24 protein-coding genes and 1 pseudogene are annotated in these 20,443 nt (G+C 73.2%); 14 read left to right on the forward strand and 11 right to left on the reverse strand.

All coding sequences use genetic code 11. From position 1 onward, the window contains the following. Positions 1-199: 199 nt before the first annotated feature. Positions 200-664: an SRPBCC family protein gene (locus ACH54P_RS02510; protein WP_489910673.1), complete on the reverse strand. Its 465-nt coding sequence runs from the start codon at positions 662-664 to the stop codon at positions 200-202. Between the two features lie 84 nt (positions 665-748). Between ACH54P_RS02510 and ACH54P_RS02515 the strand changes: the two genes are divergently transcribed. From ACH54P_RS02515 to ACH54P_RS02525, 3 genes and pseudogenes are all read left to right on the forward strand, one after another. Further along, entirely contained in the window at positions 749-1,735 is a 987-nt protein-coding gene (locus ACH54P_RS02515) for a YihY/virulence factor BrkB family protein (protein ID WP_489910674.1), read from the forward strand. 4 nt (positions 1,736-1,739) lie between these two features. After that, positions 1,740-2,084 (forward strand): annotated as a pseudogene (locus ACH54P_RS02520) (VOC family protein); the annotation flags it as partial. Positions 2,085-2,129: 45 nt separating this feature from the next. Continuing rightward, a complete protein-coding gene (locus tag ACH54P_RS02525; RefSeq protein ID WP_489917089.1) occupies positions 2,130-2,513 on the forward strand; it encodes a VOC family protein in 384 nt (127 codons plus the stop codon). A gap of 139 nt (positions 2,514-2,652) precedes the next feature. Here the strand turns inward: ACH54P_RS02525 and ACH54P_RS02530 are convergent, their stop codons facing one another. Next, on the reverse strand, positions 2,653-2,997 hold the full coding sequence (locus ACH54P_RS02530) for a hypothetical protein (RefSeq protein WP_489910675.1): 345 nt from the start codon (positions 2,995-2,997) through the stop codon (positions 2,653-2,655). A 147-nt stretch (positions 2,998-3,144) separates the two neighbouring features. Further along, entirely contained in the window at positions 3,145-4,158 is a 1,014-nt protein-coding gene (locus ACH54P_RS02535) for a DNA topoisomerase IB (RefSeq protein WP_489910676.1), read from the reverse strand. A gap of 124 nt (positions 4,159-4,282) precedes the next feature. Here ACH54P_RS02535 and ACH54P_RS02540 point away from each other — a divergent pair, with 124 nt between their 5' ends. After that, positions 4,283-4,807, forward strand: a complete 525-nt coding sequence (locus ACH54P_RS02540; protein WP_489910677.1) for a DUF1360 domain-containing protein — start codon at positions 4,283-4,285, stop codon at positions 4,805-4,807. Between the two features lie 43 nt (positions 4,808-4,850). Here ACH54P_RS02540 and ACH54P_RS02545 read toward each other — a convergent pair whose 3' ends face one another. Next, complete coding sequence (locus ACH54P_RS02545) at positions 4,851-6,353, reverse strand: FAD-dependent oxidoreductase (RefSeq protein WP_489910678.1); 1,503 nt, start codon at positions 6,351-6,353, stop codon at positions 4,851-4,853. Between the two features lie 83 nt (positions 6,354-6,436). Here ACH54P_RS02545 and ACH54P_RS02550 point away from each other — a divergent pair, with 83 nt between their 5' ends. Next, entirely contained in the window at positions 6,437-7,711 is a 1,275-nt protein-coding gene (locus ACH54P_RS02550) for an ATP-grasp domain-containing protein (protein ID WP_489910679.1), read from the forward strand. Positions 7,712-7,804: 93 nt separating this feature from the next. On the opposite strand, the gene ACH54P_RS02555 is transcribed toward ACH54P_RS02550, so the two are convergent. Continuing rightward, positions 7,805-7,978 (reverse strand): hypothetical protein, encoded by a 174-nt coding sequence (locus ACH54P_RS02555; RefSeq protein ID WP_489910681.1) that lies wholly within the window; start codon positions 7,976-7,978, stop codon positions 7,805-7,807. Positions 7,979-8,140: 162 nt separating this feature from the next. Between ACH54P_RS02555 and ACH54P_RS02560 the strand changes: the two genes are divergently transcribed. Further along, complete coding sequence (locus ACH54P_RS02560; protein WP_489910682.1) at positions 8,141-8,860, forward strand: HemK2/MTQ2 family protein methyltransferase; 720 nt, start codon at positions 8,141-8,143, stop codon at positions 8,858-8,860. After that, entirely contained in the window at positions 8,847-9,065 is a 219-nt protein-coding gene (locus ACH54P_RS02565) for a CDGSH iron-sulfur domain-containing protein (RefSeq protein ID WP_489910683.1), read from the forward strand. Before ACH54P_RS02560 ends, ACH54P_RS02565 begins: the two co-directional genes overlap by 14 nt. Before the next feature lie 38 nt (positions 9,066-9,103). On the opposite strand, the gene ACH54P_RS02570 is transcribed toward ACH54P_RS02565, so the two are convergent. After that, positions 9,104-10,174: an iron-containing redox enzyme family protein gene (locus tag ACH54P_RS02570; RefSeq protein WP_489910684.1), complete on the reverse strand. Its 1,071-nt coding sequence runs from the start codon at positions 10,172-10,174 to the stop codon at positions 9,104-9,106. Positions 10,175-10,183: 9 nt separating this feature from the next. After that, positions 10,184-11,317 (reverse strand): carboxylate-amine ligase, encoded by a 1,134-nt coding sequence (locus tag ACH54P_RS02575; protein WP_489910685.1) that lies wholly within the window; start codon positions 11,315-11,317, stop codon positions 10,184-10,186. Positions 11,318-11,428: 111 nt separating this feature from the next. On the opposite strand from ACH54P_RS02575, the gene ACH54P_RS02580 reads away from it, so the two are divergent. Further along, positions 11,429-11,824, forward strand: coding sequence for an STAS domain-containing protein (locus ACH54P_RS02580; protein ID WP_489910686.1), 396 nt, complete (start codon positions 11,429-11,431; stop codon positions 11,822-11,824). 218 nt (positions 11,825-12,042) lie between these two features. Here the strand turns inward: ACH54P_RS02580 and ACH54P_RS02585 are convergent, their stop codons facing one another. Beyond that, positions 12,043-13,137: a carboxylate-amine ligase gene (locus ACH54P_RS02585; protein ID WP_489910687.1), complete on the reverse strand. Its 1,095-nt coding sequence runs from the start codon at positions 13,135-13,137 to the stop codon at positions 12,043-12,045. A 95-nt stretch (positions 13,138-13,232) separates the two neighbouring features. Here ACH54P_RS02585 and ACH54P_RS02590 point away from each other — a divergent pair, with 95 nt between their 5' ends. After that, positions 13,233-13,601 (forward strand): hypothetical protein, encoded by a 369-nt coding sequence (locus ACH54P_RS02590; protein ID WP_489910688.1) that lies wholly within the window; start codon positions 13,233-13,235, stop codon positions 13,599-13,601. 8 nt (positions 13,602-13,609) lie between these two features. Further along, positions 13,610-14,089 carry a hemerythrin domain-containing protein gene (locus tag ACH54P_RS02595; RefSeq protein ID WP_489910689.1) on the forward strand — a complete coding sequence of 160 codons (480 nt, stop codon included), beginning with the start codon at positions 13,610-13,612 and terminating at the stop codon, positions 14,087-14,089. 62 nt (positions 14,090-14,151) lie between these two features. Here the strand turns inward: ACH54P_RS02595 and ACH54P_RS02600 are convergent, their stop codons facing one another. Further along, complete coding sequence (locus ACH54P_RS02600) at positions 14,152-15,612, reverse strand: aminotransferase class I/II-fold pyridoxal phosphate-dependent enzyme (RefSeq protein ID WP_489910690.1); 1,461 nt, start codon at positions 15,610-15,612, stop codon at positions 14,152-14,154. 80 nt (positions 15,613-15,692) lie between these two features. Here ACH54P_RS02600 and ACH54P_RS02605 point away from each other — a divergent pair, with 80 nt between their 5' ends. Next, positions 15,693-16,880: an amidohydrolase gene (locus ACH54P_RS02605; protein ID WP_489910691.1), complete on the forward strand. Its 1,188-nt coding sequence runs from the start codon at positions 15,693-15,695 to the stop codon at positions 16,878-16,880. Here ACH54P_RS02605 and ACH54P_RS02610 read toward each other — a convergent pair. Next, positions 16,831-17,184 carry an alpha/beta hydrolase gene (locus ACH54P_RS02610; RefSeq protein WP_489910692.1) on the reverse strand — a complete coding sequence of 118 codons (354 nt, stop codon included), beginning with the start codon at positions 17,182-17,184 and terminating at the stop codon, positions 16,831-16,833. The two genes, ACH54P_RS02605 and ACH54P_RS02610, sit on opposite strands and share 50 nt — an antisense overlap. A 269-nt stretch (positions 17,185-17,453) precedes the next feature. Between ACH54P_RS02610 and ACH54P_RS02615 the strand changes: the two genes are divergently transcribed. Both ACH54P_RS02615 and ACH54P_RS02620 read left to right on the forward strand, forming a co-directional pair. Further along, positions 17,454-17,789: an ArsR/SmtB family transcription factor gene (locus ACH54P_RS02615; protein ID WP_489910693.1), complete on the forward strand. Its 336-nt coding sequence runs from the start codon at positions 17,454-17,456 to the stop codon at positions 17,787-17,789. A 1-nt stretch (position 17,790) separates the two neighbouring features. Beyond that, positions 17,791-18,270, forward strand: coding sequence for an SRPBCC family protein (locus ACH54P_RS02620; protein ID WP_489910694.1), 480 nt, complete (start codon positions 17,791-17,793; stop codon positions 18,268-18,270). Here ACH54P_RS02620 and ACH54P_RS02625 read toward each other — a convergent pair. Beyond that, complete coding sequence (locus tag ACH54P_RS02625) at positions 18,239-19,207, reverse strand: helix-turn-helix transcriptional regulator (RefSeq protein WP_489910695.1); 969 nt, start codon at positions 19,205-19,207, stop codon at positions 18,239-18,241. The two genes, ACH54P_RS02620 and ACH54P_RS02625, sit on opposite strands and share 32 nt — an antisense overlap. A 62-nt stretch (positions 19,208-19,269) precedes the next feature. Here ACH54P_RS02625 and ACH54P_RS02630 point away from each other — a divergent pair, with 62 nt between their 5' ends. Further along, positions 19,270-20,400, forward strand: coding sequence for an epoxide hydrolase family protein (locus ACH54P_RS02630; RefSeq protein ID WP_489910696.1), 1,131 nt, complete (start codon positions 19,270-19,272; stop codon positions 20,398-20,400). Positions 20,401-20,443 lie beyond the last annotated feature (43 nt).

The following is a 20,443-nucleotide window of genomic DNA, read 5'->3' on the forward strand; positions in this document are numbered from 1 at the left end:
TGCGGAACTCCGCACGGGACCTGCCCGAGCCGGGCTGGAGCGGAAAGGCCCCTTGGGGAAACTCCGCCCGGGGGGCGCGAGCCGGGCTGGAGCGAAAGGCCCCGTGCGGAACTCCGCACGGGGCCTGCCCGAGCCGGGCTCGGCCGGGCTGAGCGGAAAGACCCCTCGCGGAACCCAGAAGGGCCTGCCCGAGCCGGGCTCAGCCGGGCTGGTCGGTCTTGGTGCCGGCGTACTTGCCCGTGGCCAGGTCCGAGAGCCGGGCGAGGGATTCGGTGTTCCGCGGCTTCGCGAGGAGCGCCTGCAGCGGCTCCGGCAGCACCTTGCCCGGCCCGCGGACGATGTGCTCGGTCATCCGGACGAGCGTCTGCCCTTCCCCGTGGGGGACCAGCGTGAGCCCGACCGCCGCGGCGCCGAGGGGCCAGCCGCGCGCCTCCAGCGACAGCGAAAGCCCCGGCTCGACCGCGCGGACCACCGTGACGTCCTGGATGTGCAGCGGCCACGGGCCGACACTGTGGTGGATCCGCGAACCCACGGCGGGCCAGGACGCGTCGACGTCCCGGATGTGCGAGCTGCCGACCACCCAGCCCGCGTAGAGCCAGCCGTCGGCGAGCACGGCGAACACGGCCTCGGGCGGTACGTCGATGACGCGGCTGACCTCGGGCACGGCTTCCTCCTGCTTCTCGGGACGAAGGGGGAATACCCAGTCCCGGACGGGGTATGCCCGCGGCGACGAAGCGGAGGTGCGACGGTGGCCAGACGAAGGAAAGAACCCGAAGGGCCGGGCGAGCTGTCCAAGCGGTCCTGGGGCGCGGTGCTGAAACGCACTTTCAAGCAGTTCAACCGGGACAACCTGACCGACTGGGCCGCGGCGCTGACCTACTACGGCGTCCTGTCGCTCTTCCCGGGCATCATCGTGCTCACCGCGATCCTCGGCCTGCTGGGCCCGGACAAGATCCAGACCGTGATCGACAACATCAACCAGATCGTCCCCGGCCAGGGCAAGGACATCCTGGTCGGGGCGATCAAGGAGCTGACGGGCTCGCGCAGCCTGGCCGGGCCGCTGGCGATCCTCGGCCTGCTCGGCGCCCTGTGGTCGGCGTCCGGGTACGTCGGCGCGTTCATGCGGGCATCGAACGCGATCTACGGCATGCCCGAGGGACGGCCGATCTGGAAGACGATCCCGCTGCGGGTGGCGCTGACGATCGGCATCGTCGTGCTGCTGGCGGCGTGCGCGCTGGGCGTGGTCGCGACCGGCTCGGTCGCCCGCCGGATCGGTGACCTGGTCGGGCTCGGCTCGACCGGGATCCTGGTGTGGGAGATCGCGAAGTGGCCGGTGATCGCGGTGCTGGTGAGCCTGGCGTTCGCGTTGCTGTACTGGGTGGGGCCGAACGTCCGGCAGCCGGGGTTCAAGTGGCTGACGCCGGGCGGGCTGCTGGCCGTGGTGCTGTGGGTGCTGGCGTCGGCGGGGTTCGCGCTGTACGTGGCGAACTTCGGTTCCTACAACAAGACCTACGGCTCGCTGGCGGGCGTGATCGTCTTTCTCGTATGGTTGTGGATCTCGAACCTCGCCGTGCTGCTGGGGGCCGAACTGGACGCGGAGGTCGCCCGCGGCCGGACGATCGAGGCGGGGCGGGCCGACGACGGTCAGGACGAGCCGTTCCTGCCGCCACGGGACACGAGGGCGATGGACGACGACGAAGCCGCGGAAGTGGCGGCGGAGACCGAACGGAGATGAGCGGATGGCCGGCCGGATCACCGAACTCGTGCTGGAGTGCCGGGATCCGGACCGGCTCGCGGAGTTCTGGGGCGCGGTGCTCGGCTACGAGGTCGTCGGCCGCTGGCCCGGCGGCCTCGGGCTGGGCGCGCCCGGTCACCGCTTCGGCGACGGCCCGCCGGCGCTGGTCCTGGCTCAGACGGACGACCCCCGCCGCGGCCGGCTGCCGCTGCACCTGGACGTCAGCCCGGCCGGCCGCGACCAGGAGACGGAGCTCGCCCGGTTGACGGCGGTGGGCGCGCGGCCGGCGGACGTGGGCCAGACCGGCGAAGAGCCGTGGGAGGTGCTGCAGGATCCCGAGGGCAACGAGTTCTGCCTGCTGGGGACGGACGTGGGAGCCGGCCGGGACGAGCGGATGACGTGCCGGATCACGGAGCTGGTGCTGGAGTGCCGCGACCCGGAGCGGCTCGCGGAGTTCTGGTGCGCGGCGCTCGGCTACGAGGTCGTCGGGCCCGAGCCGGACGGCCTGGAGCTGGGCCCGCTGGGACACCGCTTCGGCGACGGCCCGCCGACGCTCATCCTCGCCCAGACGGCCGTCCCGCGCCGCGGCAAGTTGCCGTTGCACCTGGACGTGAGCCCGGTGGGGTGCGACCAGGAGACGGAGCTGGCCCGCTTGACGGGGCTGGGCGCGCGCCCGGCGGACGTGGGCCAGACCGGCGAGGAGTCCTGGGTGGTGTTGCGGGACCCGGAGGGCAACGAGTTCTGCCTGCTGAGCGAGGACGTGGGCGCGGCGGGCTGAGGGCCCGCACGATTCCGCAGGCCGGGTGCACGCCGGGGAGATTCAACGCCCGCGAGGTCGGTTCATGAGCGCGGGACTCGCTCCGGGAGATCCCTGACCAGCCGAAACACATTCTGCTCCCGGGTCGCAGGCTCCGCCGTCAGCCGTCGGTGCTCTCGGCGGCGCAGCGGCGCCACTGCACTCGGTCCCCGGCCCGGTCGGCGTGCCAGACCGCGGTGCCCGAGTCCGACTCCCAGGTGGGCACGAGCCGTCCGGTGACGACGTGGCCGCGGGCCACCCGGCCGAACAGCTCGACGCCGTCGGCGCGGCGGGCGGCCGGGATCCAGGCGGGGAACCGGGTGCGGGGCAGTTTCCGCTCGATCCACTCCCGCGCGGAGCCTTCGCTGCCGTGCTCGGACTCGACGATGCTCGACACCGGGCCGCCGCCGCCGACGGCGAGGCCGATCGACGCGCGCCAGCGCACGGGGGAGGCTTCGGGGTTCATCGTGTCCAGGGTCCCGGACGCGCGCGTCCGCGGGCCAGTACACGTTCGGATGGATCGGCGTTCACTCACCGTGCCCCCTGCCGCTCGTGAGACGTCTCCACACCGGGGAGGGTTCCCGCTCGGGTGACGGCTAACCACGAGACGGCGTCAGGACGCGTTCAGCAGCCGGGCGCAGGCCTTCTCCAGGACCGCCCGGGCCTCGTCCCCGTCGAGCCGTCCCGCGCGCTTCAGCGCGGGGGCGATGGTGCGCTCGCCGCGGTAGGCCTCCACCAGCCGCGGGTCCACATAGGACGACCGGCAGACCGCCGGGGTGTTGCCGAGGGCCTGGGAGACCTCCTTCATCACCCGCGCCTCGGAGCGCTTGCGGGCCGTCTCCGACGTCGGCGGGTCCGCGACGGCGAAGGCGGCCGCGGCCAGCACCGTCGCGTTCCACGTGCGCAGGTCCTTGGCCGTGCAGTCCTCGCCGGCCAGCTCCTTGAACCGCTCGTTGATGTCCGCCGCGTGCACCTCGTGCCAGGTGCCGCCGTCCCGGTGGACGAGCAGCCGGTCGCTGCCCGACCGGCTGCGCAACAGCGCCTTCACGACCTTCGCCAGCGCGGCGTCCCGGATGGCCACCTCGCGGTCGAGGCCGCCCTTGGCGACGTAGCAGAAGCGGCACTCGTCGCCGCGGACCGCGACGTGCTCCCGCAGCAGCGTCGCGACGCCGTGGGTGCCGTTCTCCTCCGCGTACTCCTCGCCGCCGGTCCGGAAGATCCCGCGGTCGAGCATCCGCAGCGCCGCCGCGAGGACCCGCTTCCGGGTGAGGCCGCTCCCGCCGAGGTCGGCCTCGACCTCGGCGCGCCACGCGGGGAGCCGGCGGGCCATGGCCAGCACGCGGTCGTGCTTCTCCTCGTCGCGGTCCCGGCGCCACTGCTCGTGGTAGAGGTACTGGCGGCGGCCCGCGTCGTCGGTGCCGACGGCCTGGACGTGCCCGTTCGGGTACGGGCAGATCCACACGTTCCGCCAGGCCGGCGGGATGACGAGGGCCTTGATCCGGTCGAGGGTCTCCGGGTCGGTGACCGGTTCGCCCTCGGGCGTGGCATAGGAGAACCCGCGGCCGCGGCGGATCCGCCGGATGCCGGGGCCGCGCAGGTCACTGCGCCGGAGTCTGATGCGTCCCACCGCCGCGAGGTACCCGCCCCGCGTAGGGGGAAACCATGATTGCCGCCCGGCGCGGCGGGTACGTACGGCAAGAAGTTCACAGGTGAGCGACAGGGCCCGATGAAGAGCCCGGATCGGCGGACGCATGAGCGTGGTCAAGGAAGTCACGGAGAAGGCGAAGCAGGTGCAACGCGGGTATGCGGGCGACGCCGACCGGCCCCTGGGCGGGTACGTCGGCGTGATGGGGGCCTACGGCGTCCTGGTCGGCGGGCTGACGGCCGTGGGGCGCGTCCTCGGGAGACGGCTGCCGCACCGGTTCGGCGTCGGCGACACGGTGCTGCTGGGCACGGCGACGTTCAAGGCCAGCCGGCTCCTGGCCAAGGACGCGGTGACCAGCCCGCTGCGCGCGCCGTTCACCCGGTACGAGGAGCCGGCGGGCGACGACGAGCTGAACGAGTCCGTTCCCGCGAAGGGTCACGTCGCGCACGCGGTGGGCGAGCTCGTGTCGTGCCCCTTCTGCCTCAACGTGTGGATCGGCACGGGACTGGCCGCGGGCCTGGTCATCGCACCCCGCCCGACGCGGCTGGCGGCCACGGTCCTGACGGCGGTGGGCGTTGCCGACGCCCTGCACCTGCTCTACGACGCGGGCAAGAAGCTCGCGTCCGGTTAGGACCGCGCCGGGCCGGACCTTTCCCGGCCCGGCCACGGCCCGCTCAGGCGGGACCGCGGCGCAGCGGGCGGACCGCCGGGCCCTGCACCACTTCGCCGTCCACGCCGAACCGGGAGCCGTGGCAGGGGCAGTCCCAGGTCTTTTCCGCGTCGTTGAAGGAAACCAGGCAGCCGAGGTGGGTGCAGTGCGCGCCGACCGTGTGCAGCTGCCCGGCTTCGTCGCGGTGGGCCGCGACGAGTTCGCCGCCGACCCGGACCACCTCGGCCTCGCCGGGCCGGAGGTTGTCGAGCTTCTCGGACCGCCACAGCGCGGCCACGTGGTCGCCGACGAGGTAGCGCGCGACCGTGAGGTTGTCCTGGGCCACGCCGAGCACCGAACGCGCGTCGAAGCGGTTGGGGTCGAACAGATCCGCCGCCGGGTGCGCCTCGCCGAGGATCCGCGCGGCGAGGACGTGCCCGGCCGCGGTGCCACCCGTCATGCCCCACTGGCCGAACCCGGTGGCCACCCACAGGTTCTTCGTCCCCGGCAGGTAGCGCCCGACGTAGGGCACGCTGTCCGGAGTGGACATGTCGTGGGCCGACCAGCGGTGGGTCACGCGGTGCAGGCCCGCGTGCGCCTCCGCCCAGTCCGCGAGCCGCCGGTACCGGCGTTCGACGTTCACGTGCGCGCCGACGCGGTAGTGCTCGCCGCCGGCGATCACCATCGGCGTGCCCGCCTCGGTGTAGCCGCGCACGGAGTGGTGGGTGTCGGCGTCGAGGAACATGCCCGCCGGCAGGGCGTTCCCGGCCGCCGGGCCCGCGACGACGAGGTCGCGCACCGGGTCGAGCCGGGCGAAGTACAGGCCCCGGTCGAGCACGGGGTAGTGGGTCGCGACGACGACCTCGTCCGCCACGACGTCGCCGCGCGAGGTGCGGACGGTCTGCCCGTGCACCGCCGTCGCGCGGGCGTGTTCGACGATGGTCCCGCCGGCCCGCTCGATCGCGTCGGCGAGCCCGAGGAGCCACCGGCGCGGGTGGAAGTGCGCCTGCCCGGTGGTCCGGACGGCGCCGAGGGCCGGGACGTCGAGCGTGACGTCTTCGGTGAACGACGCCGGCAGGCCCGCCGCCGCGGCGGCGTCGGCCTCCCGCTTGAGCGAGTCCACGGTCTGCTCGCGCGTGGTGTAGACGTAGCTGTCGGCGCGGGTGAAGCCGCAGTCGATGCCGAGTTCGGCCGCCGTGGCGGCGATCCACTCGCACGCCGCCACCTGCGTTCCGGCGTACGTCTTGGCGGCTTCGGCACCGTGCCGGGACGTCAGCTCCGCGTACTTCGCCCCGTGCTGCGCGCTGACCTTCGCGGTGGTGTGACCGGACACCCCGGCGGCGACCCGCTCGGCCTCCAGCACGACGACCGACCGGCCCCCGCGGGCGAGCAGCAGCGCGGTGGTGAGCCCGGCGATGCCCGCGCCGAGCACCGCGACGTCGGCGGACTCCGGCACCGGCACGCCCGTGCGGTCCGGAGCGGGTGCGGTCTCGACCCACAGGGAAAGCGGTTCGGGCAGCGCTGTCATGCCTGCGGATGCCCGCTCCCGGCCGGGTCAAACCCGCCATCCGGCCCGTTTCGCCGGGTCGGCGGGCCGGGTAGCTCTTTCGCATGAGTACCAACATTTTCGTGGTCGGCCTGGACGAGGAGAACCAGCGAGTACTGGACCGGCTGCCGTGGGCCGAGCACTACCGGTTCCACGGGCTGCTGACCCCCGAAGAGCTGCAACACGGGGAAATCGACTTCGAAGCGCTCCTGAAGACGGCGCAGCACCAGCTCGACGCGTTCGACGGCGACGTCGGCGCGATCGTCAGCTACTGGGACTTCCCGGCCGCGTCGCTGGTCCCCATCCTGTGCGCCCGGTACGGCCTGCCCAGCGTGCCGCTCGAAGCCGTGCTGAAGTGCGAGCACAAGTACTGGAGCCGGCTCGAGCAGAGAAAGGTGATCGACGAGCTGCCGCACTTCGGCATCGTCGACCTGGACGACGAGCACCCCTCCCCGCCGGAGGGCGTCGGCTTCCCGATGTGGCTGAAGCCGGTCAAGTCGTTCTCCTCCGAGCTGGCCTTCAAGGCCGAGAACGAGACCGAGTTCGCCGACGCGGTCGCCGAGATCCGGGCCGGCGTCGGCCGAGTGGGGGAGCCGTTCGGCTACGTCCTGGAACAGGTGCAGCTGCCGCCGGAGATCGCCAGGGTCGGCGGTGCGGCCTGCCTGGCCGAAGCGGCGCTGCACGGGGTCCAGGCCGCCGTGGAGGGCTACGTGTACCAGGGCGAGGTTGTCGTCTACGGCGCGCTCGACTCGATCAACTACCCCGACAGCTCGTCCTTCCTGCGCCACCAGTACCCGTCGCAGCTGGGGGAGGAGCCGGTCCAGCGGATGCGGGACGTCGCCAAGCGGGTGATGCAGCAGATCGGCTTCGACAACGCCACCTTCAGCATCGAGTTCTTCTGCGACCCGGAGTCCGGCCAGGTGTGCCTGCTGGAGATCAACCCGCGGCACTCGCAGTCGCACGCCGAGCTGTTCGAGTTCGTCGACGGGGTCGCCAACCACGAGATCATGGTCCGCCTCGGCCTCGGCGAGGATCCCGGCCGCCGTCCCCACAAGGGGACGTACCAGATCGCCGGGAAGTGGTACCTGCGCCGGTTCACCGACGGCGTCGTGACGCGCGTGCCGACCCCGGACGAGATCGCCGCCGTGCAGGACCGCATCGACGGCACCCAGATCGAGATCATCCCGCAGGTCGGGCAGCGGCTGTCCGACCTGCCGGAGCAGGACAGCTACAGCTTCGAGCTGGCGCACCTGTTCGTCGCCGGGCACACCGAGCACGACATGGTGCAGAAGTACCAGGCGTGCGTGGACGCGCTGCCGTTCGAGTTCGACGAGGCGTGAGAAACGGGGGTCGCGTTCGGACAGTCCGAACGCGACCCCCGGTCCCGGGTCGTGAGCCGGGGGCTCGGCTCGAAGCCACCCCGGCCGGACGCGTCAGCCCGACTGCGGGTCGCTGTCGTCGTGCTCGTCGCCGCCCGACGTGCCCTGCTCGCCGCGGAGGGTTTCGCGCTGCGCCTCCGGCGTGTCGCCGTGCGGGTCGTCGCCGCGGGCGCCCTCGGCGGGCTCGGTCGGGTGCTGGGTGCGGTCGGAGCCGTCTCCGGACGTCATCTGGGTCCTCCTTCGGGGTCCTTTCCGGATCGGATACCCGGGCCCGGCCGCGTCAACCACCTGCGGCGGGTTCCGTTTGCGCCGATCTTGGCCGGGTAGCCGGGGGCACGCGGTTGTCCGCCGGCGATCGCGCCGGGACCGCGGCGAGTGAAGGAGACCGAGATGACCACGTCGGCGGAACCCGTCCGCCCGGGCCCCTTGGCCGCCCGGCCCGTCGTCCACCGTCCCGTTCCGGCCGCCCCGCGGCTGCTGCGGCTGCCCGGCGTCTACCGTCCCCAGGAGGACACCGCCCTGCTCGCGGCCGCGATCGACGACCTGGCGATCCCGGCCGGCGCCCGGGCACTGGACCTCTGCACCGGCACCGGCGCCCAGGCGATCACCCTCGCCCGGCGGGGGGCCGGAACCGTGCTGGCAGTGGACCTTTCGCGCCGCGCGCTGGTTTCGGCGCGGCTCAACGCCCTCGTCCGCCAGGTCACGGTGCGCCCGTGCCGGGGCGACCTCACGAGAGCGCTGCGCGAAGGCCCGTTCGACGTCGTCGTCGCGAATCCGCCGTACGTGCCGGCCCCGGCCGCGACGGTCCGCTCCACCCGCGCGTGGGACGCGGGCCCGGACGGCCGCGCGGTGCTCGACCCGCTGTGCGCCGCCGCGGGCTCGCTGCTGCGGCCCGGCGGGACCCTGCTGCTCGTCCAGTCGGCTCTGTCCGATGTGGACAAGTCCTGCGAACTGCTGGCCGCGCAGGGCCTGCGGACGTCGGTGGCCCGGCGGGCCCGGATCCCGTTCGGCCCGGTCCTTTCCGGACGGACGGAGTTCCTCGAGTCGGCCGGGCTGATCGAGCCGGGGCAGCGGATGGAAGAGCTGGTGGTGCTCCGTGCCGACCGCTGAGCGCCGTCCCCGCCGCGTGACCGTCGTGCCCGGCGGCCCCGTCCTGGTGGAGGGGCCGGTCGAGCTGTGCACGCCCGAGGGCGAGACCGTCCGGTCCGACCGGTTCGTGGTCGCGGTGTGCGCGTGCCGGCGGAGCAAGCGGTTCCCGTTCTGCGACACCAGCCACCGGAAACGGGTGCGGACGCAGGCGGGCGAGAAGAACTGACACGGCGGCGACCTCCCCGGAGGTCGCCGCCGCGCTTTTCAGTCCAGGGCCAGGGGTTGCCGCAGCGAGGACCGCCCGGCGCGCCAGCTGTCCAGCACCTGCGAGCCGAACCGCCCCTCCAGGAACTCCGTCGCCTGGATCCCGAAGACGACGTCGGCGGCGAGGCCGGGCTCCTGGTCGAGCAGGTCGCCGAGGACGTCGTGGCGCATCACCTGTTCGTGGACCGCGTCCGCCTCGATGTGCTCGGTGTAGAAGAACCGGCACGTCTCGGGCGCGTCCAGCCGCCGCAGGGCCTGGTCCATGCGCGTGGCGGACGGGGCCGTCGTGATCTCGGCCGCCGCGAAGTGGCCGCACAGCGCGCCCCGCAGGGACCGGTGCAGGCCGAACAGCGACATCATGTTGACCACCGCCAGCATCGACCCCGGGACGTGGTCGATCAGCTCCAGGTAGCCGTCCGGCAGCCCGGCCGCGCCGAGCAGGTCGGCGTAGAGGCGCGAGTGCGCGCACTCCGCGCGCCCGCCGCCGAACTCGTCGAACTCCACGGCCACCAGCGCGGCCTTGGCGCGCCCGCGCAGCCGGGGGATCACCCACGCGTGAGGGTCCGCCTCCTTGTGGTGGTACACCGATCGGTGGACGAAGTACTCCCGCATCTGCGTCCAGTCACCGTGGTCGCGCAGGAAGTGCGAGACCCCTTCGGCGTCGAGCGGTTCGACGAGCAGCCCGTCGAGTTCACCGGTGACGTCGTCGCCGCCCGCCACGTTTTCCCGCAGCGCGGCGAGGAACCGCGCCTCCAGCGCGCCGCGCAGGCGCAGCAGTCCGGGGTTCCACTCCCAGTCCGGCGACACCCCGGGCAGGCCCTGGTAGTGCAGTTCGTAGCACAGGTGCAGGGCGAGCTGGAGGTCGTCGCCGAGCGGGTCGGCGTCGGCGAGGCCGTCGAAGTCGAGGTCCGCCCGCGGCTGCTCGCCCTGTGACATCCGGGGCTCCGCCCCGGGCCGGGGGCTTCGCCACCCGGACCCCCGAAAACCGGCTAGCAACGTCCCGCGTACGGACTCCGAGAGCGGACCCCGGGCGGCCGGCAGGGTGGCCGCGGTGGCGGTGAAGGTCGTCATGACCCTGGGCTACCCCGTGAGCAGCGTTCCATGCCCCGCCGGCACCGTCCGCCCGGTGAGCCACCGCACCGCGGCCGCCGTCCCGCGCCCGGCCACCGCTCGCTGCTGCGCGGAGCCGGTGCCGTCGGCGCGCAGCGCGGCGACGAGCGTCTCGACCTCGGCCAGGTCTCCGCTGTCTTCGAGGGCCGTCCGGACGTGCGAGAGCAGGTCTTCGACCAGTGACCACGCCGGCCGCCGCGTCTCCTCGGCGGCGTCCACGAGCCGGCCGGTGAGACCGTGGCGCGCCGCGGCCCACACCGCGGCCGCCGCCACCTGCGGGGAGAGCGGCGTGGCTTCGCGGCCTTCGCCGAGGTCGGCCAGCGCCCGCTGCACCAGCGCCCGGCTGAGCAGGGCCTGCAGCACGGCGTGGTCGACGGTCAGCGCTGTGTCGGCGACCCGGAACTCGACCGTCGGGAAGCGGCCCGACGGGCGGGCGAGCCAGAACGTCTGGTCCGGGTCGACGAGCGCCCCGCAGTCGACCAGCGTCTCGACGGCCTGGCGGTATTCGGCGTACCCGCGCAGGTGCGGGGCGACGCCGGAGCCGGGGAAGCGGGACTGCAGGACCATCCGCCAGCTGTGGTAGCCGGTGTCGCGCCCGTGGTCGAACGGCGCGTTCGCCGACAGCGCGAGCAGCGTGGGCAGCCACCGGCCCAGGTGGTTGACGACGGCGACGGCCGTGTCGCGGTCCTCGACCCCGACGTGGACGTGGCAGCCGCAGGCCTCGTAGTCGGCGACCACCGCGCCGTAGGCGGCGTCGATCTCGGCGTACCGGCCGGTGCCTGCGGGCGGCGGGGACGCCGGCCCGGGCCCGATCGGCGTGCCGGTGGCCAGGAGCGCGCAGTCCTCGGCCGCCGCGGCGCCGGCCAGCACGCGGCGGGCGGCGGTCAGGTGGGTGCGCAGTTCTTCGGCGTCGCGGCAGACTCCGCTGGCGGCCTCGATCTGCGTGAGCCGCAGTTCGCGGTGCACCTTGACACCGCCGGGCAGCGGACCGTGGTGGCGGTACCGCGCCAGCACCGGTTCCGCGCACGGGGACGCGTGCCCGGTGCGCGGGTTCACGAGGAGGAACTCCTCTTCGACGCCCATCGTGGGCGGGCCGTCGGACATGGGCGGGCTCCTTCCGGGGGGCGCTGGCCGGGGGTACCCGCTCCGGGCCGGTAAATGCGCCGGTACCGGGGGCTTGTTTCGCCGCGAACGCGGCCGGGGTACCTCGAACCCATGACGACCTACGAGCGGCCGGGAGAGGTCGGCCTCGAGCCGCCCCGGACGCACCGGCTGCCCTCGCCCCGCGCGCCGTCCGACGCCCCGGCGGGCAGCCGCCTGCGCTGGAAGACCCCCGACGCGATCGTCGTGCAGGTCGGCGGGGAAATCGATCTCTGTTCCGCCCCCGGGCTCGAAGCCACGCTGGACGAGCACGTGCGCGCGTGCCCCGGCGTCCTGCGGGTCGACCTCGGGGAAGTCCGGTTCCTCGGCGCCGCGGGCCTGCGCGTGCTGCTGCGGGTCCACCAGCACGCCGAAGCCGCCGGTGTCCACCTCGTCGTCGACCCCGGCCGCTCCCGCCCCGCCGTCCGCGCGCTCGAACTGCTCGACGGCTGGCCCCCGTCGGCGGCCTGACCGCTTCGCCGGTGGCCTGACCGCTTCGCCGGTGGCCTGACCGCTTCGCCGGTGGCCTGACCGCCTCGGCCGCGGCTGACCGCTTCGCCCGCGGCCTGACCGCCTCGGCCGCGGCCTGACCGCCTCGCCCGCGGCTGACCGCCTCGCCGATGGCCTGACCCCGTCCCGCCGGCGGCCTGACCGCCCCGCCCGCGGCCTGACCCCGTCCCGCCCGCGGCCTAACCGCCGGCGAGCAGGTCGACGACGTCTTCCGCGCGGTCCCGGTCCGCGAACCGGCGCCGCTGCCGGTCGGCGCCCCCGCCTTCGGCCGCCAGCCGGGCCAGCCCGTCCCGCGCGAAGTCGAGATCCCCCGCCGTTTCCAGCGCGGGGGCGGTCAGCTGCAGCAGTTCGTCGAGGACCGCCGTCGTGGGCACCAGGTCCCCGGTCTTCGGGTGCGGGCAGCAGCCGGTCGCCCCTTCCCGCGAGGCCCGCCAGAGCTGGGCGCGCAGCACCTCGTTCGGCAGCTCGGGCGGGGGACCGTCGTCGGCCAGCGCGGTGGCGACCAGGCCCCGCGCCAGCACTCCCAGCAGGACCGCTTCCTCGGGCGTCGCGGCGACGTCGGCGATGCGGAATTCGAGGGTCGGCTGCTTCTCGGACAGCCGGACGTCCCAGTAGATCATCCCGCGGTCCAGGATGGAGCCGGCGCGCAGCCAGGCGTCGACGATGCTCTCGTATTCGTCGAGCGACGCGAACTGCGGCGGCGGACCGGCCGAAGGCCACCGGCTCCACTGCTGGTAGCGCCAGCTGCAGTACCCGGTGTCGTAGCCGTCCGAGATCGCCGAGTTCGCGGTGACGGTCAGCAGCGCCGGCAGCCACGGCCGCACCCGCGCGAGCACCTGGATGCCGGTCTCCTTGTCGGGGATCGCGACGTGCACGTGGCAGCCGCAGGTGTGCGAAGTCCGCGCGGTGGCCCCGAAATGCTCGGCCATCCGTTCGTAGCGGGGGTTCGGCGTGATGCTCGGCGGGTCCACTTCGGACAGCACGGCCGCCGCCGCGGGCAGGAGCCGGTACCCGCGGCGGCGCGCGGCCTCGGCCAGGTCGCCGCGCAGCCCGCGCAGCTGGCGCAGGGCTTCGGCGTGGGTCCGGCAGACATCGGTGGCCGCCTCGGCCTGGGACCGGGTGAGCTCGTGCTGCAGCTCGCCCTGGTCGTCGACGGCCGCCTCCGCGGCGTCGACCACGTCGTCGCCGGCCTGCGAGAGGTGCCCTCGGCGGTCGACGACGAAGAACTCCTCTTCGATGCCGAAAGTCAGCACGTCGCCGGTCTTTTCGTTCACCGGTGCTCTCCTGGGGGTCGGGGCCCGCTGGGTACCCGTGGGGCGGATCGGGCAAACGGCGTTTTCCCCGCCGCCGAGCGGGTATCCGGGCCGTCATGAACCCGAGCGCCGCCCCCACGCCGTCGCTGCTGGCCGCCGACGCCGGTGCCACCGTGCGCCGGTTGTCCCGCTGCGTGTTCGACGGCGAGCTCGATTCGCCGGCCGAGATGTACCGCGTGCTCGGCGCCCTCCGGCTGCTGGCCGGCGACCTCACCCATCTGCTGCCGGCCCTGCAGGACCGGCTGGAGGACCGGTTGCTGTCCGGTCAGGTCGTGCGCCGGCCGGGCGGCGAGCACCTGGCGGGGGCGTGGGACGCGGTCGGGGAGGTCGGCCGGGCGCTGGCCCACGCCGGGACTGTCGCCCTGCTGATGACGAAGGAACTCGAGAACTCCCAGGTCGCCCTGCGGGACCTGGCCACACCGTGAGGACACCGATGTCGACCGACGCGATCGTGCTGCTCAAGAACGACCACAAGACCGTGGAGAAGCTGTTCAAGGAGTTCGAAAAGGCCGGGGACGAGGCGTACGAGGAAAAACGCCGGATCGCCGACTCGATCATCGAAGAGCTGACCGTCCACGCCTACATCGAAGAGGAGATCTTCTACCCGGCCGCGCGGCAGGCGGTGCCGGAGACGAAGGACCACGTGCTGGAAAGCGTGGAGGAGCACCACGTCGTGGTGTGGATGCTGTCCGAGCTGCTCGGCATGGACCCGAAGGAAGAGACCTTCGACGCGAAGGTCACGGTGCTCACCGAGAACGTCCGCCACCACGTCGAAGAGGAAGAAGACGAGTGGTTCCCGGAGGTTCGCTCGGCGATGGGTCGTAAGCAGTTGCAGGAATTGGGGCAGCGGATGATCGACGCCCGTTCTTCGGCGCCGAAGAACCCGTTGGAGCTCAAGAGCGCCAAGGCCTGATCCTCCCGCACACGACGAAGGCGGCACCTTCTCCGCGAGAAGGTGCCGCCTTCGTCGTGTCGTCAGCGCCGGGCGACGACCCGGACCGACTCGAGGTCGGAGTCGGCGGGATCGGGCAGTTCCATCCCCGCTGCCAGACCGCTGCGCAGGTAGTCGAGGATCGGCTTGGTGATCACCTCGCCCGGCAGCACCCCGGGCGCGCCCGGCGGGTACGGCGTGATCATCTCCGCCGCGATGCGGCCGGGCGCTTCGGCGAGCGGCACCTGCTCGGCCGGGCCGAAGAACGCGTCCCGCGGGAGCATCGCCGTCTCCAGTTCGAACTCGTGCGGGGGCGGGATCTCCACCTTGGGCGGCCGGGAGAACGACGGCGCGGCCTTCACCAAGGCGTCGAGGGCGTCGACGAGCACGCCCGCCGTCTCCTCGTCGTCCGAATGGTTGAACTGGGCCACGATCCGGCGATGATCGGACAGGCCGACGGTGACGCGCTGGTCCTCGCGGAGCCAGTCGGCGGCCTGGTACCCGCTGATGCCCAGCGGATCGAGGTCGAGCACGACCTTCAGCGGATCGGCCGAGTCCGCGAGGTCCGGCCCGAGGAATTCGTCGTACAGCACGGTCAGGCCGAGACCGGCCAGCCGGCCGCGCACCGACGTCACCAGCTCCAGCGCGCCGCTCAGCAGTTCCTTGCCCTGCTCCGCCATCTGCCGCCGCCAGCCGTCGAGGGCGGCGTAGACCAGGGAGCTCGGGCTGGTCGTGCCGAGCAGGTCTTCGCGTGACTTCAGCACGTCCGGGTCCACGCGGTCACCCTGGAGGTGGAACACCGAGCTCTGCTCGACCGCGGCACCCATCTTGTGCACGCTCGTCACGCACACGTCGGCGCCCGCGTACATCCCCCACGGCGGCAGGTCGCCGTGGAAGGGCAGGTGCGCACCCCACGCCTCGTCCACGATCAGCGGCATCCCGCGCTCGTGGCAGAAGTCGGCCACCGCGCGGACGTCGCCGCAGGTGCCGTAGTCGGTCGGGGTGACCATCAGGGCACCCTTGACTTCGGGGTCGCTCTCGTACGCTTCGGCGTACTCGCGCGGGCCCGGCGGGTGGCTCAGGTGCTGCCGGGCGTCCCAGTGCGGGCGCACCCACACCGGCTGGACACCGCTGACGATCAGGCCGGACACCACCGACTTGTGGACGTGCCGGGGCACCAGCAGCTTTTCGTGCGGCCCGGCGACCGCGAGCATCGCGCTCTTGACCGAAAGCGAGCTGCCGCAGGTGGAGAAGAACGTGTGCTCGGCGCCGACCGCGTCGGCCATCAGCTGCTGGGCCTCGGCGAGCACGCCTTGGCGCATCAGCCGGTCGTCGAGGCCGTTGAGCGCGATCACGTCGGACTTGAACACGTCGGCGCCGACGACGTCCAGGACGCGCGGGTCGATGCCGCGGCCCTGCTTGTGGCCGGGCGCGTTGAACGGAACGTACCCGGTGCGGTGGTAGTCGCGCAGCGCCTCGAGCACGGGTGCCTTGCTGTGGTCCATTCCGCCGGAGTAGCCGGAGCCGGCCGCGGTGAAACGCCCCCGGTGGTGTGACCGTGCGTGGTGGGGGTATTCCGGTGGGCATGGAGTGGCACGAAGAGCTGCACGAGCGGGCCGACGAGCGGATCGAGCACCTGGACGAGCGGTTGTGGGCCGTCGCCACCGCGCTGCACGAGCGGCCGGAACTGTCCTATGAGGAGCACGCCGCCGCCGAACGGCTCACGGGGGAGCTGGCCGCGGACGGCTTCGAAGTGGAAACGGGGGTCGCCGGGCTCCCCACGGCATTCGTCGCGCGTGCCGGCCACGGACGGCCGTGCGTCGCGCTGCTGCTCGAATACGACGCGTTGCCCGGGCTCGGGCACGCCTGCGGCCACAACCTGATCGCCGCGGCCGGCCTCGGCGCCGCACTGGCCGCGAAGGAGGTGCTGGGGGACAGCCCGGGGTCGCTGCTCGCCATCGGCACGCCGGCCGAAGAACGCGGCGGCGGCAAGGTCGCGATGGCCGAGGCCGGTGTCTTCGACGACGTCGACGCGGCCCTGATGGTCCACCCCGGCGTCCACTCGTGGTCGTGGGCCCCGCTGACCGCGCAGGTGGAGCTGAAGGTGACCTTCCACGGCCGCGCGGCCCACCCGACCGGCGACCCCGAGCACGGCATCGACGCGCTGGCCGCGTTGATCCAGGCGTTCGGCGCGGTCTCGGCCCTGCGCCAGCGGCTGCCCCCGGCGTCCCACGTCCAGGGGATCATCACCCACGGCGGCGAGGCGACGAACATCGTCCCCGACCGGGCGGAAGGCCGGTTCGGTCTCCGCGCGCTCACGACCGCCGCGCTGGACCGGCTGGCCGAGGACGTCGCGACGTGCGCGGAAGGCGCGGCGCTGGCGACCGGTGCGAAGGTCGACGTCGAACGCCTCGGGCCAGGCTACGCGCACTTCCGCGACAACCCGGTGCTGTCGGAGCGGTTCACCGAGCACCTGGCGGCCTGCGGGATCCACGCGACGCCGCCCGCCCCGGGGGTGTACCTGGGTTCCTCGGACATCGGTGACGTCAGCGTCCGCGTGCCGGCGATCCACCCGTTCGTCGCGATCACGGCGGAGGAGTACTCGGACCACACGCCGGAGTTCGCGGCCGCGGCGGCGAGCCCGCGGGGACGCTCGGCGATGCTGGCCTCGGCCGCGGCGCTGGCCCGGACGGCGATCGACCTGCGGACGCACCCGGCGCTGGTCAGCCGGGCGTGGGACTGCTTCCGGGACCTGGCGCGGAACGGGCGGTGACCGGGCGCCGCCGCAGGGTGCGCTCCACGTGGTTCATCGCCTCGCGGCCCTCCGGGATCGCCTGCATGAGCCAGTTGTGGAACAGGCCGGGGTAGTCGCGGTAGTCCAGGTCCACACCGGCCTCCTCGGCCCGGGACGCGAACCGCCGGGCGTCCGGCAGGAGGACGTCCCGGGTCCCGATGAACAGCGGGTCGCGCGGATCCGTTCCCTCGACGTACATCCGGCCCGCCTCGCGCAGCCCGGCGATGCCGGGCATCGGGTCGTGCTCGTCGAGCAGTTCCGAAACCGGGTCCTCGAGCAGCACGTCCAGCCACGGCGAATACAGGATCAGCCGGTCGGGCTGCGGAGCCGCCGGACATCACCACGCGCTCGTCGCCGATAGCCGCGACCTGGTCGTAGGCGGCCTGGACCATCGGGGATCGTGGCGGGTGTGGTAGCCGCCGCCGTGGAGGTGGAAGACGTGCAGGTCGCTCGCGGGCCCGCCGCGCGGCCGGAACGTGTAGCAGGGGAAGCCGTGCACCTCGTGCCGCTCCTCCTCTTGACGCATACCCATATGGGCATATGATGAGCCGCGTGGCGCGGGCAGCGACGACAACCGACACCTTCAACGCCGTCGCCGAACCGCGGCGGCGGCAGATCCTCGACGTCCTCATGGGCGGTGAGCGTTCGGTCGGCGACCTCGTCGAGCTGCTCGGCCTGGCGCAGCCGCAGGTGTCCAAGCATCTGCGGGTCCTGCGGGAGGTGGGCGCGGTGGACGTGCGCGGCGACGGACGGCAGCGGCTCTACCGGCTCAACGGCGCCGCGCTCAAGCCGATCCACGACTGGGTCAAGCGCTACGAACGGACGTGGGCGGAGCGGTTCGACCTGATGGACGACGTCCTCGAAGAACTCAAGGAACAGGAGCAATGACGTGGAGATCACCACCCCCGCCGACGACCGGATCCTCATCACGCGCGAGTTCGATGCGCCGAAACACCTGGTCTACCGGGTGTGGACCACGCCGGAGCTGGTGAGCCGCTGGTGGAGCGGCCATCGCGGGACCACCACCGAGGTCAACCTGGACCTGCGGCCCGGCGGCCGCTGGCGGTACGTCCTGAAGACGAACGACGGCGCCGAGGTCGGCTTCCACGGCGAGTACCGCGAGATCGTGCCGGACGAGCGGATCGTCTACACCGAGGTGTTCGAGCTGCCCGGCGTCGACCCGGACTCGGTGGACGGCCCGCTCAACACGGTCACCTTCACCGCCATCGACGGCGACCGCACGCGCCTGGAGCTGCTGACCGAGACCGGCAGCAAGGAACTGCGCGACACGATCCTGCAGTCCGGCATGGAGGTCGGCGTGCGGGAGCAGATGGAAATCATCCAGGAGCTGGCGGACTCCCTGCGCTAGCGGCCCGCAGGAACCGCTCGCCGGTCTTCGCCAGTGCCTCGGCGAGCTCCGGCGCGTCCAGCACCTCGAAGTCCACCTCGAGCAGGCCCAGGTACAGCCCGAGCATCTGGGCGTGGTCGGACCCGAGCTCGGCCACGCAACGGTCCGGGCCTTCGGCCGTCAGGTCGACCGCGATCGGCAGGCGGGCACGGACGTAGCCCACCGACGCGTGCAGCCGGACCCTCGCGTGGAAGCGCCACGTCGCCGCGCCCGCGCTGCGCTGCACGAACTGCACGACGTCCCCTTCCGGTGGCTCGCGCGGGGCGAAACGCGGGCCGGTCGGCACCTTCGGCGTCATCCGGTCGACGCGGAAGGTGCGCCAGTCGTCCCGCCCGGTGTCCCAGGCGACGAGGTACCAGCGCCGGCCCCAGCTGACCAGCCGGTGCGGCTCGACGTCGCGGTGGCTCTCCGCGCGCAGGTGGCTGGTGTAGCCGAACCGGAGCCGCTCGCCGGCCCGGATCGCCGACGCGATCGCGGTCAGCACCTCCGCGTCGACGGCCGGGCCGGTGCCCGGCACCGCCACCGTGGCCGCCTGCATCGCGTGTACCCGGTGCCGCAGCCGCGACGGCAGCACCTGCTCCAGCTTGGCGAGCGCGCGCACCGACGTCTCGCCGATCCCGGCGACGCCGGTGGCCGTCCGCAGCCCGACCGCGACGGCCACCGCCTCGTCGTCGTCCAGCAGCAGCGGCGGGAGCTGCGCGCCGGCGCCGAGGCGGTAGCCGCCTTGGACGCCGGGGGAGGCCTCGACCGGGTAGCCGAGCTCGCGCAGCTTGCCGATGTCGCTGCGGACGGTGCGCGTGGTGACGCCGAGCCGGCCGGCGAGGTCGGCGCCGGTCCAGTCGCGCCGCGTCTCGAGCAGCGACAGCAGGCGCAGCAGGCGGGCGGAGGTCTGCAACATTGTCCGAGGATCCCACGAATCGCGGAAGGAAGTCTTCCGCAATGGCTCCTACCGTCCTTCCCATGACGAACGAAATCCGCCCCTTCCGCCTCGAGATCCCCCAGGCCGAGCTGGACGACCTCCACCGGCGCCTCACCGACGCGCGGTTCCCGGCCCCGGTGCCCGGCGACGAGCCGGACTGGTCCCGCGGCATCCCCGCCGACGCCGTCCGGGAGCTGGCCGGGTACTGGCGAGACGGCTACGACTGGCGCGCCCATGAAGCGGCGCTCAACGCGTTTCCGCAGTTCACGACCATGATCGACGGTCAGGTCATCCACTTCCTGCACGTCCGGTCGCCGCAGGCCGACGCGGTGCCGCTGCTGCTGACCCACGGCTACCCCAGTTCCTTCGCCGAGTTCCTCGACGTCATCGGTCCCCTGACCGAGCCGGGCCCGGACGCTTTCCACGTCGTCGTGCCGTCGCTGCCCGGGTTCGGGTTTTCGACGCCGTTGAGCGGGCCCGGCTGGGAGCTCGCCCGGACGACGGACGCCTTCGCCGAGCTGATGACCCGGCTCGGCTACGACCGCTTCGCCGCCCAGGGCGGCGACATCGGCGCGGGCGTCACCGGCCGGCTCGCCGCGCTGTACCCGGACCGCGTCCTCGGCACCCACGTCAACAGCGACCGCGGCACGATCGCGCTGGCCGGGGAACAGCTGCCGATGCCGGACAACCTGACCCCGGCGGAACAGTCCGAACTGGACACCGCCCGCGAGGCGTGGAAGGCGGCCCGCGGCTACCTCGATCTCCAGTCGCACAAGCCCGAGACGATCGCGGCCGCGCTGACCGACTCGCCGGTGGGCCAGCTGGCCTGGATCGCGGAGAAGTTCGAGGCGTGGACGAACCCCGGGGGCGGCGTCGGGCACGACCGGCTGCTGACGAACGTCAGCCTCTACTGGTTCACCCGCAGCGGGGCGAGCGCGGCGCGGTTCCTCTACGAGGCCGCCCACTCGGCCCACGGCTGGCTGGCGCCGTCGGACGTCCCGGCGGGCTGGGCGGTGTTCAACAGCTCGCCGGTGGTCCGGCGGATCATGGACCCCGACGGGAAGATCGCGCACTGGTCGGACTTCGCCGAGGGCGGCCACTTCGCGGCGATGGAGGAACCGGCCCTGCTGGTGGCCGACGTCCGCGCGTTCTTCCGCGGGCTGCGGGCGTGAACGTCCGCGCGCTCAACCGGGCGCTGCTCGCGCGGCAGCACCT

The organism is Amycolatopsis sp. N2S4-7, assembly GCF_058119595.1.

Coding starts and splice junctions, on each gene's coding strand:
- ACH54P_RS02550 (WP_489910679.1), top strand. CDS start 6,437: ATGAGTACCAACATTTTCGTGGTCGGCCTGGACGAGGAGAACCAGCGA.
- ACH54P_RS02605 (WP_489910691.1), top strand. CDS start 15,693: ATGGAGTGGCACGAAGAGCTGCACGAGCGGGCCGACGAGCGGATCGAG.
- ACH54P_RS02600 (WP_489910690.1), bottom strand. CDS start 15,612: ATGGACCACAGCAAGGCACCCGTGCTCGAGGCGCTGCGCGACTACCAC.
- ACH54P_RS02630 (WP_489910696.1), top strand. CDS start 19,270: ATGACGAACGAAATCCGCCCCTTCCGCCTCGAGATCCCCCAGGCCGAG.
- ACH54P_RS02625 (WP_489910695.1), bottom strand. CDS start 19,207: ATGTTGCAGACCTCCGCCCGCCTGCTGCGCCTGCTGTCGCTGCTCGAG.
- ACH54P_RS02575 (WP_489910685.1), bottom strand. CDS start 11,317: ATGTCCGACGGCCCGCCCACGATGGGCGTCGAAGAGGAGTTCCTCCTC.
- ACH54P_RS02525 (WP_489917089.1), top strand. CDS start 2,130: ATGACGTGCCGGATCACGGAGCTGGTGCTGGAGTGCCGCGACCCGGAG.
- ACH54P_RS02560 (WP_489910682.1), top strand. CDS start 8,141: ATGACCACGTCGGCGGAACCCGTCCGCCCGGGCCCCTTGGCCGCCCGG.
- ACH54P_RS02540 (WP_489910677.1), top strand. CDS start 4,283: ATGAGCGTGGTCAAGGAAGTCACGGAGAAGGCGAAGCAGGTGCAACGC.
- ACH54P_RS02580 (WP_489910686.1), top strand. CDS start 11,429: ATGACGACCTACGAGCGGCCGGGAGAGGTCGGCCTCGAGCCGCCCCGG.
- ACH54P_RS02570 (WP_489910684.1), bottom strand. CDS start 10,174: ATGACGACCTTCACCGCCACCGCGGCCACCCTGCCGGCCGCCCGGGGT.
- ACH54P_RS02590 (WP_489910688.1), top strand. CDS start 13,233: ATGAACCCGAGCGCCGCCCCCACGCCGTCGCTGCTGGCCGCCGACGCC.
- ACH54P_RS02595 (WP_489910689.1), top strand. CDS start 13,610: ATGTCGACCGACGCGATCGTGCTGCTCAAGAACGACCACAAGACCGTG.
- ACH54P_RS02555 (WP_489910681.1), bottom strand. CDS start 7,978: ATGACGTCCGGAGACGGCTCCGACCGCACCCAGCACCCGACCGAGCCC.
- ACH54P_RS02530 (WP_489910675.1), bottom strand. CDS start 2,997: ATGAACCCCGAAGCCTCCCCCGTGCGCTGGCGCGCGTCGATCGGCCTC.
- ACH54P_RS02545 (WP_489910678.1), bottom strand. CDS start 6,353: ATGACAGCGCTGCCCGAACCGCTTTCCCTGTGGGTCGAGACCGCACCC.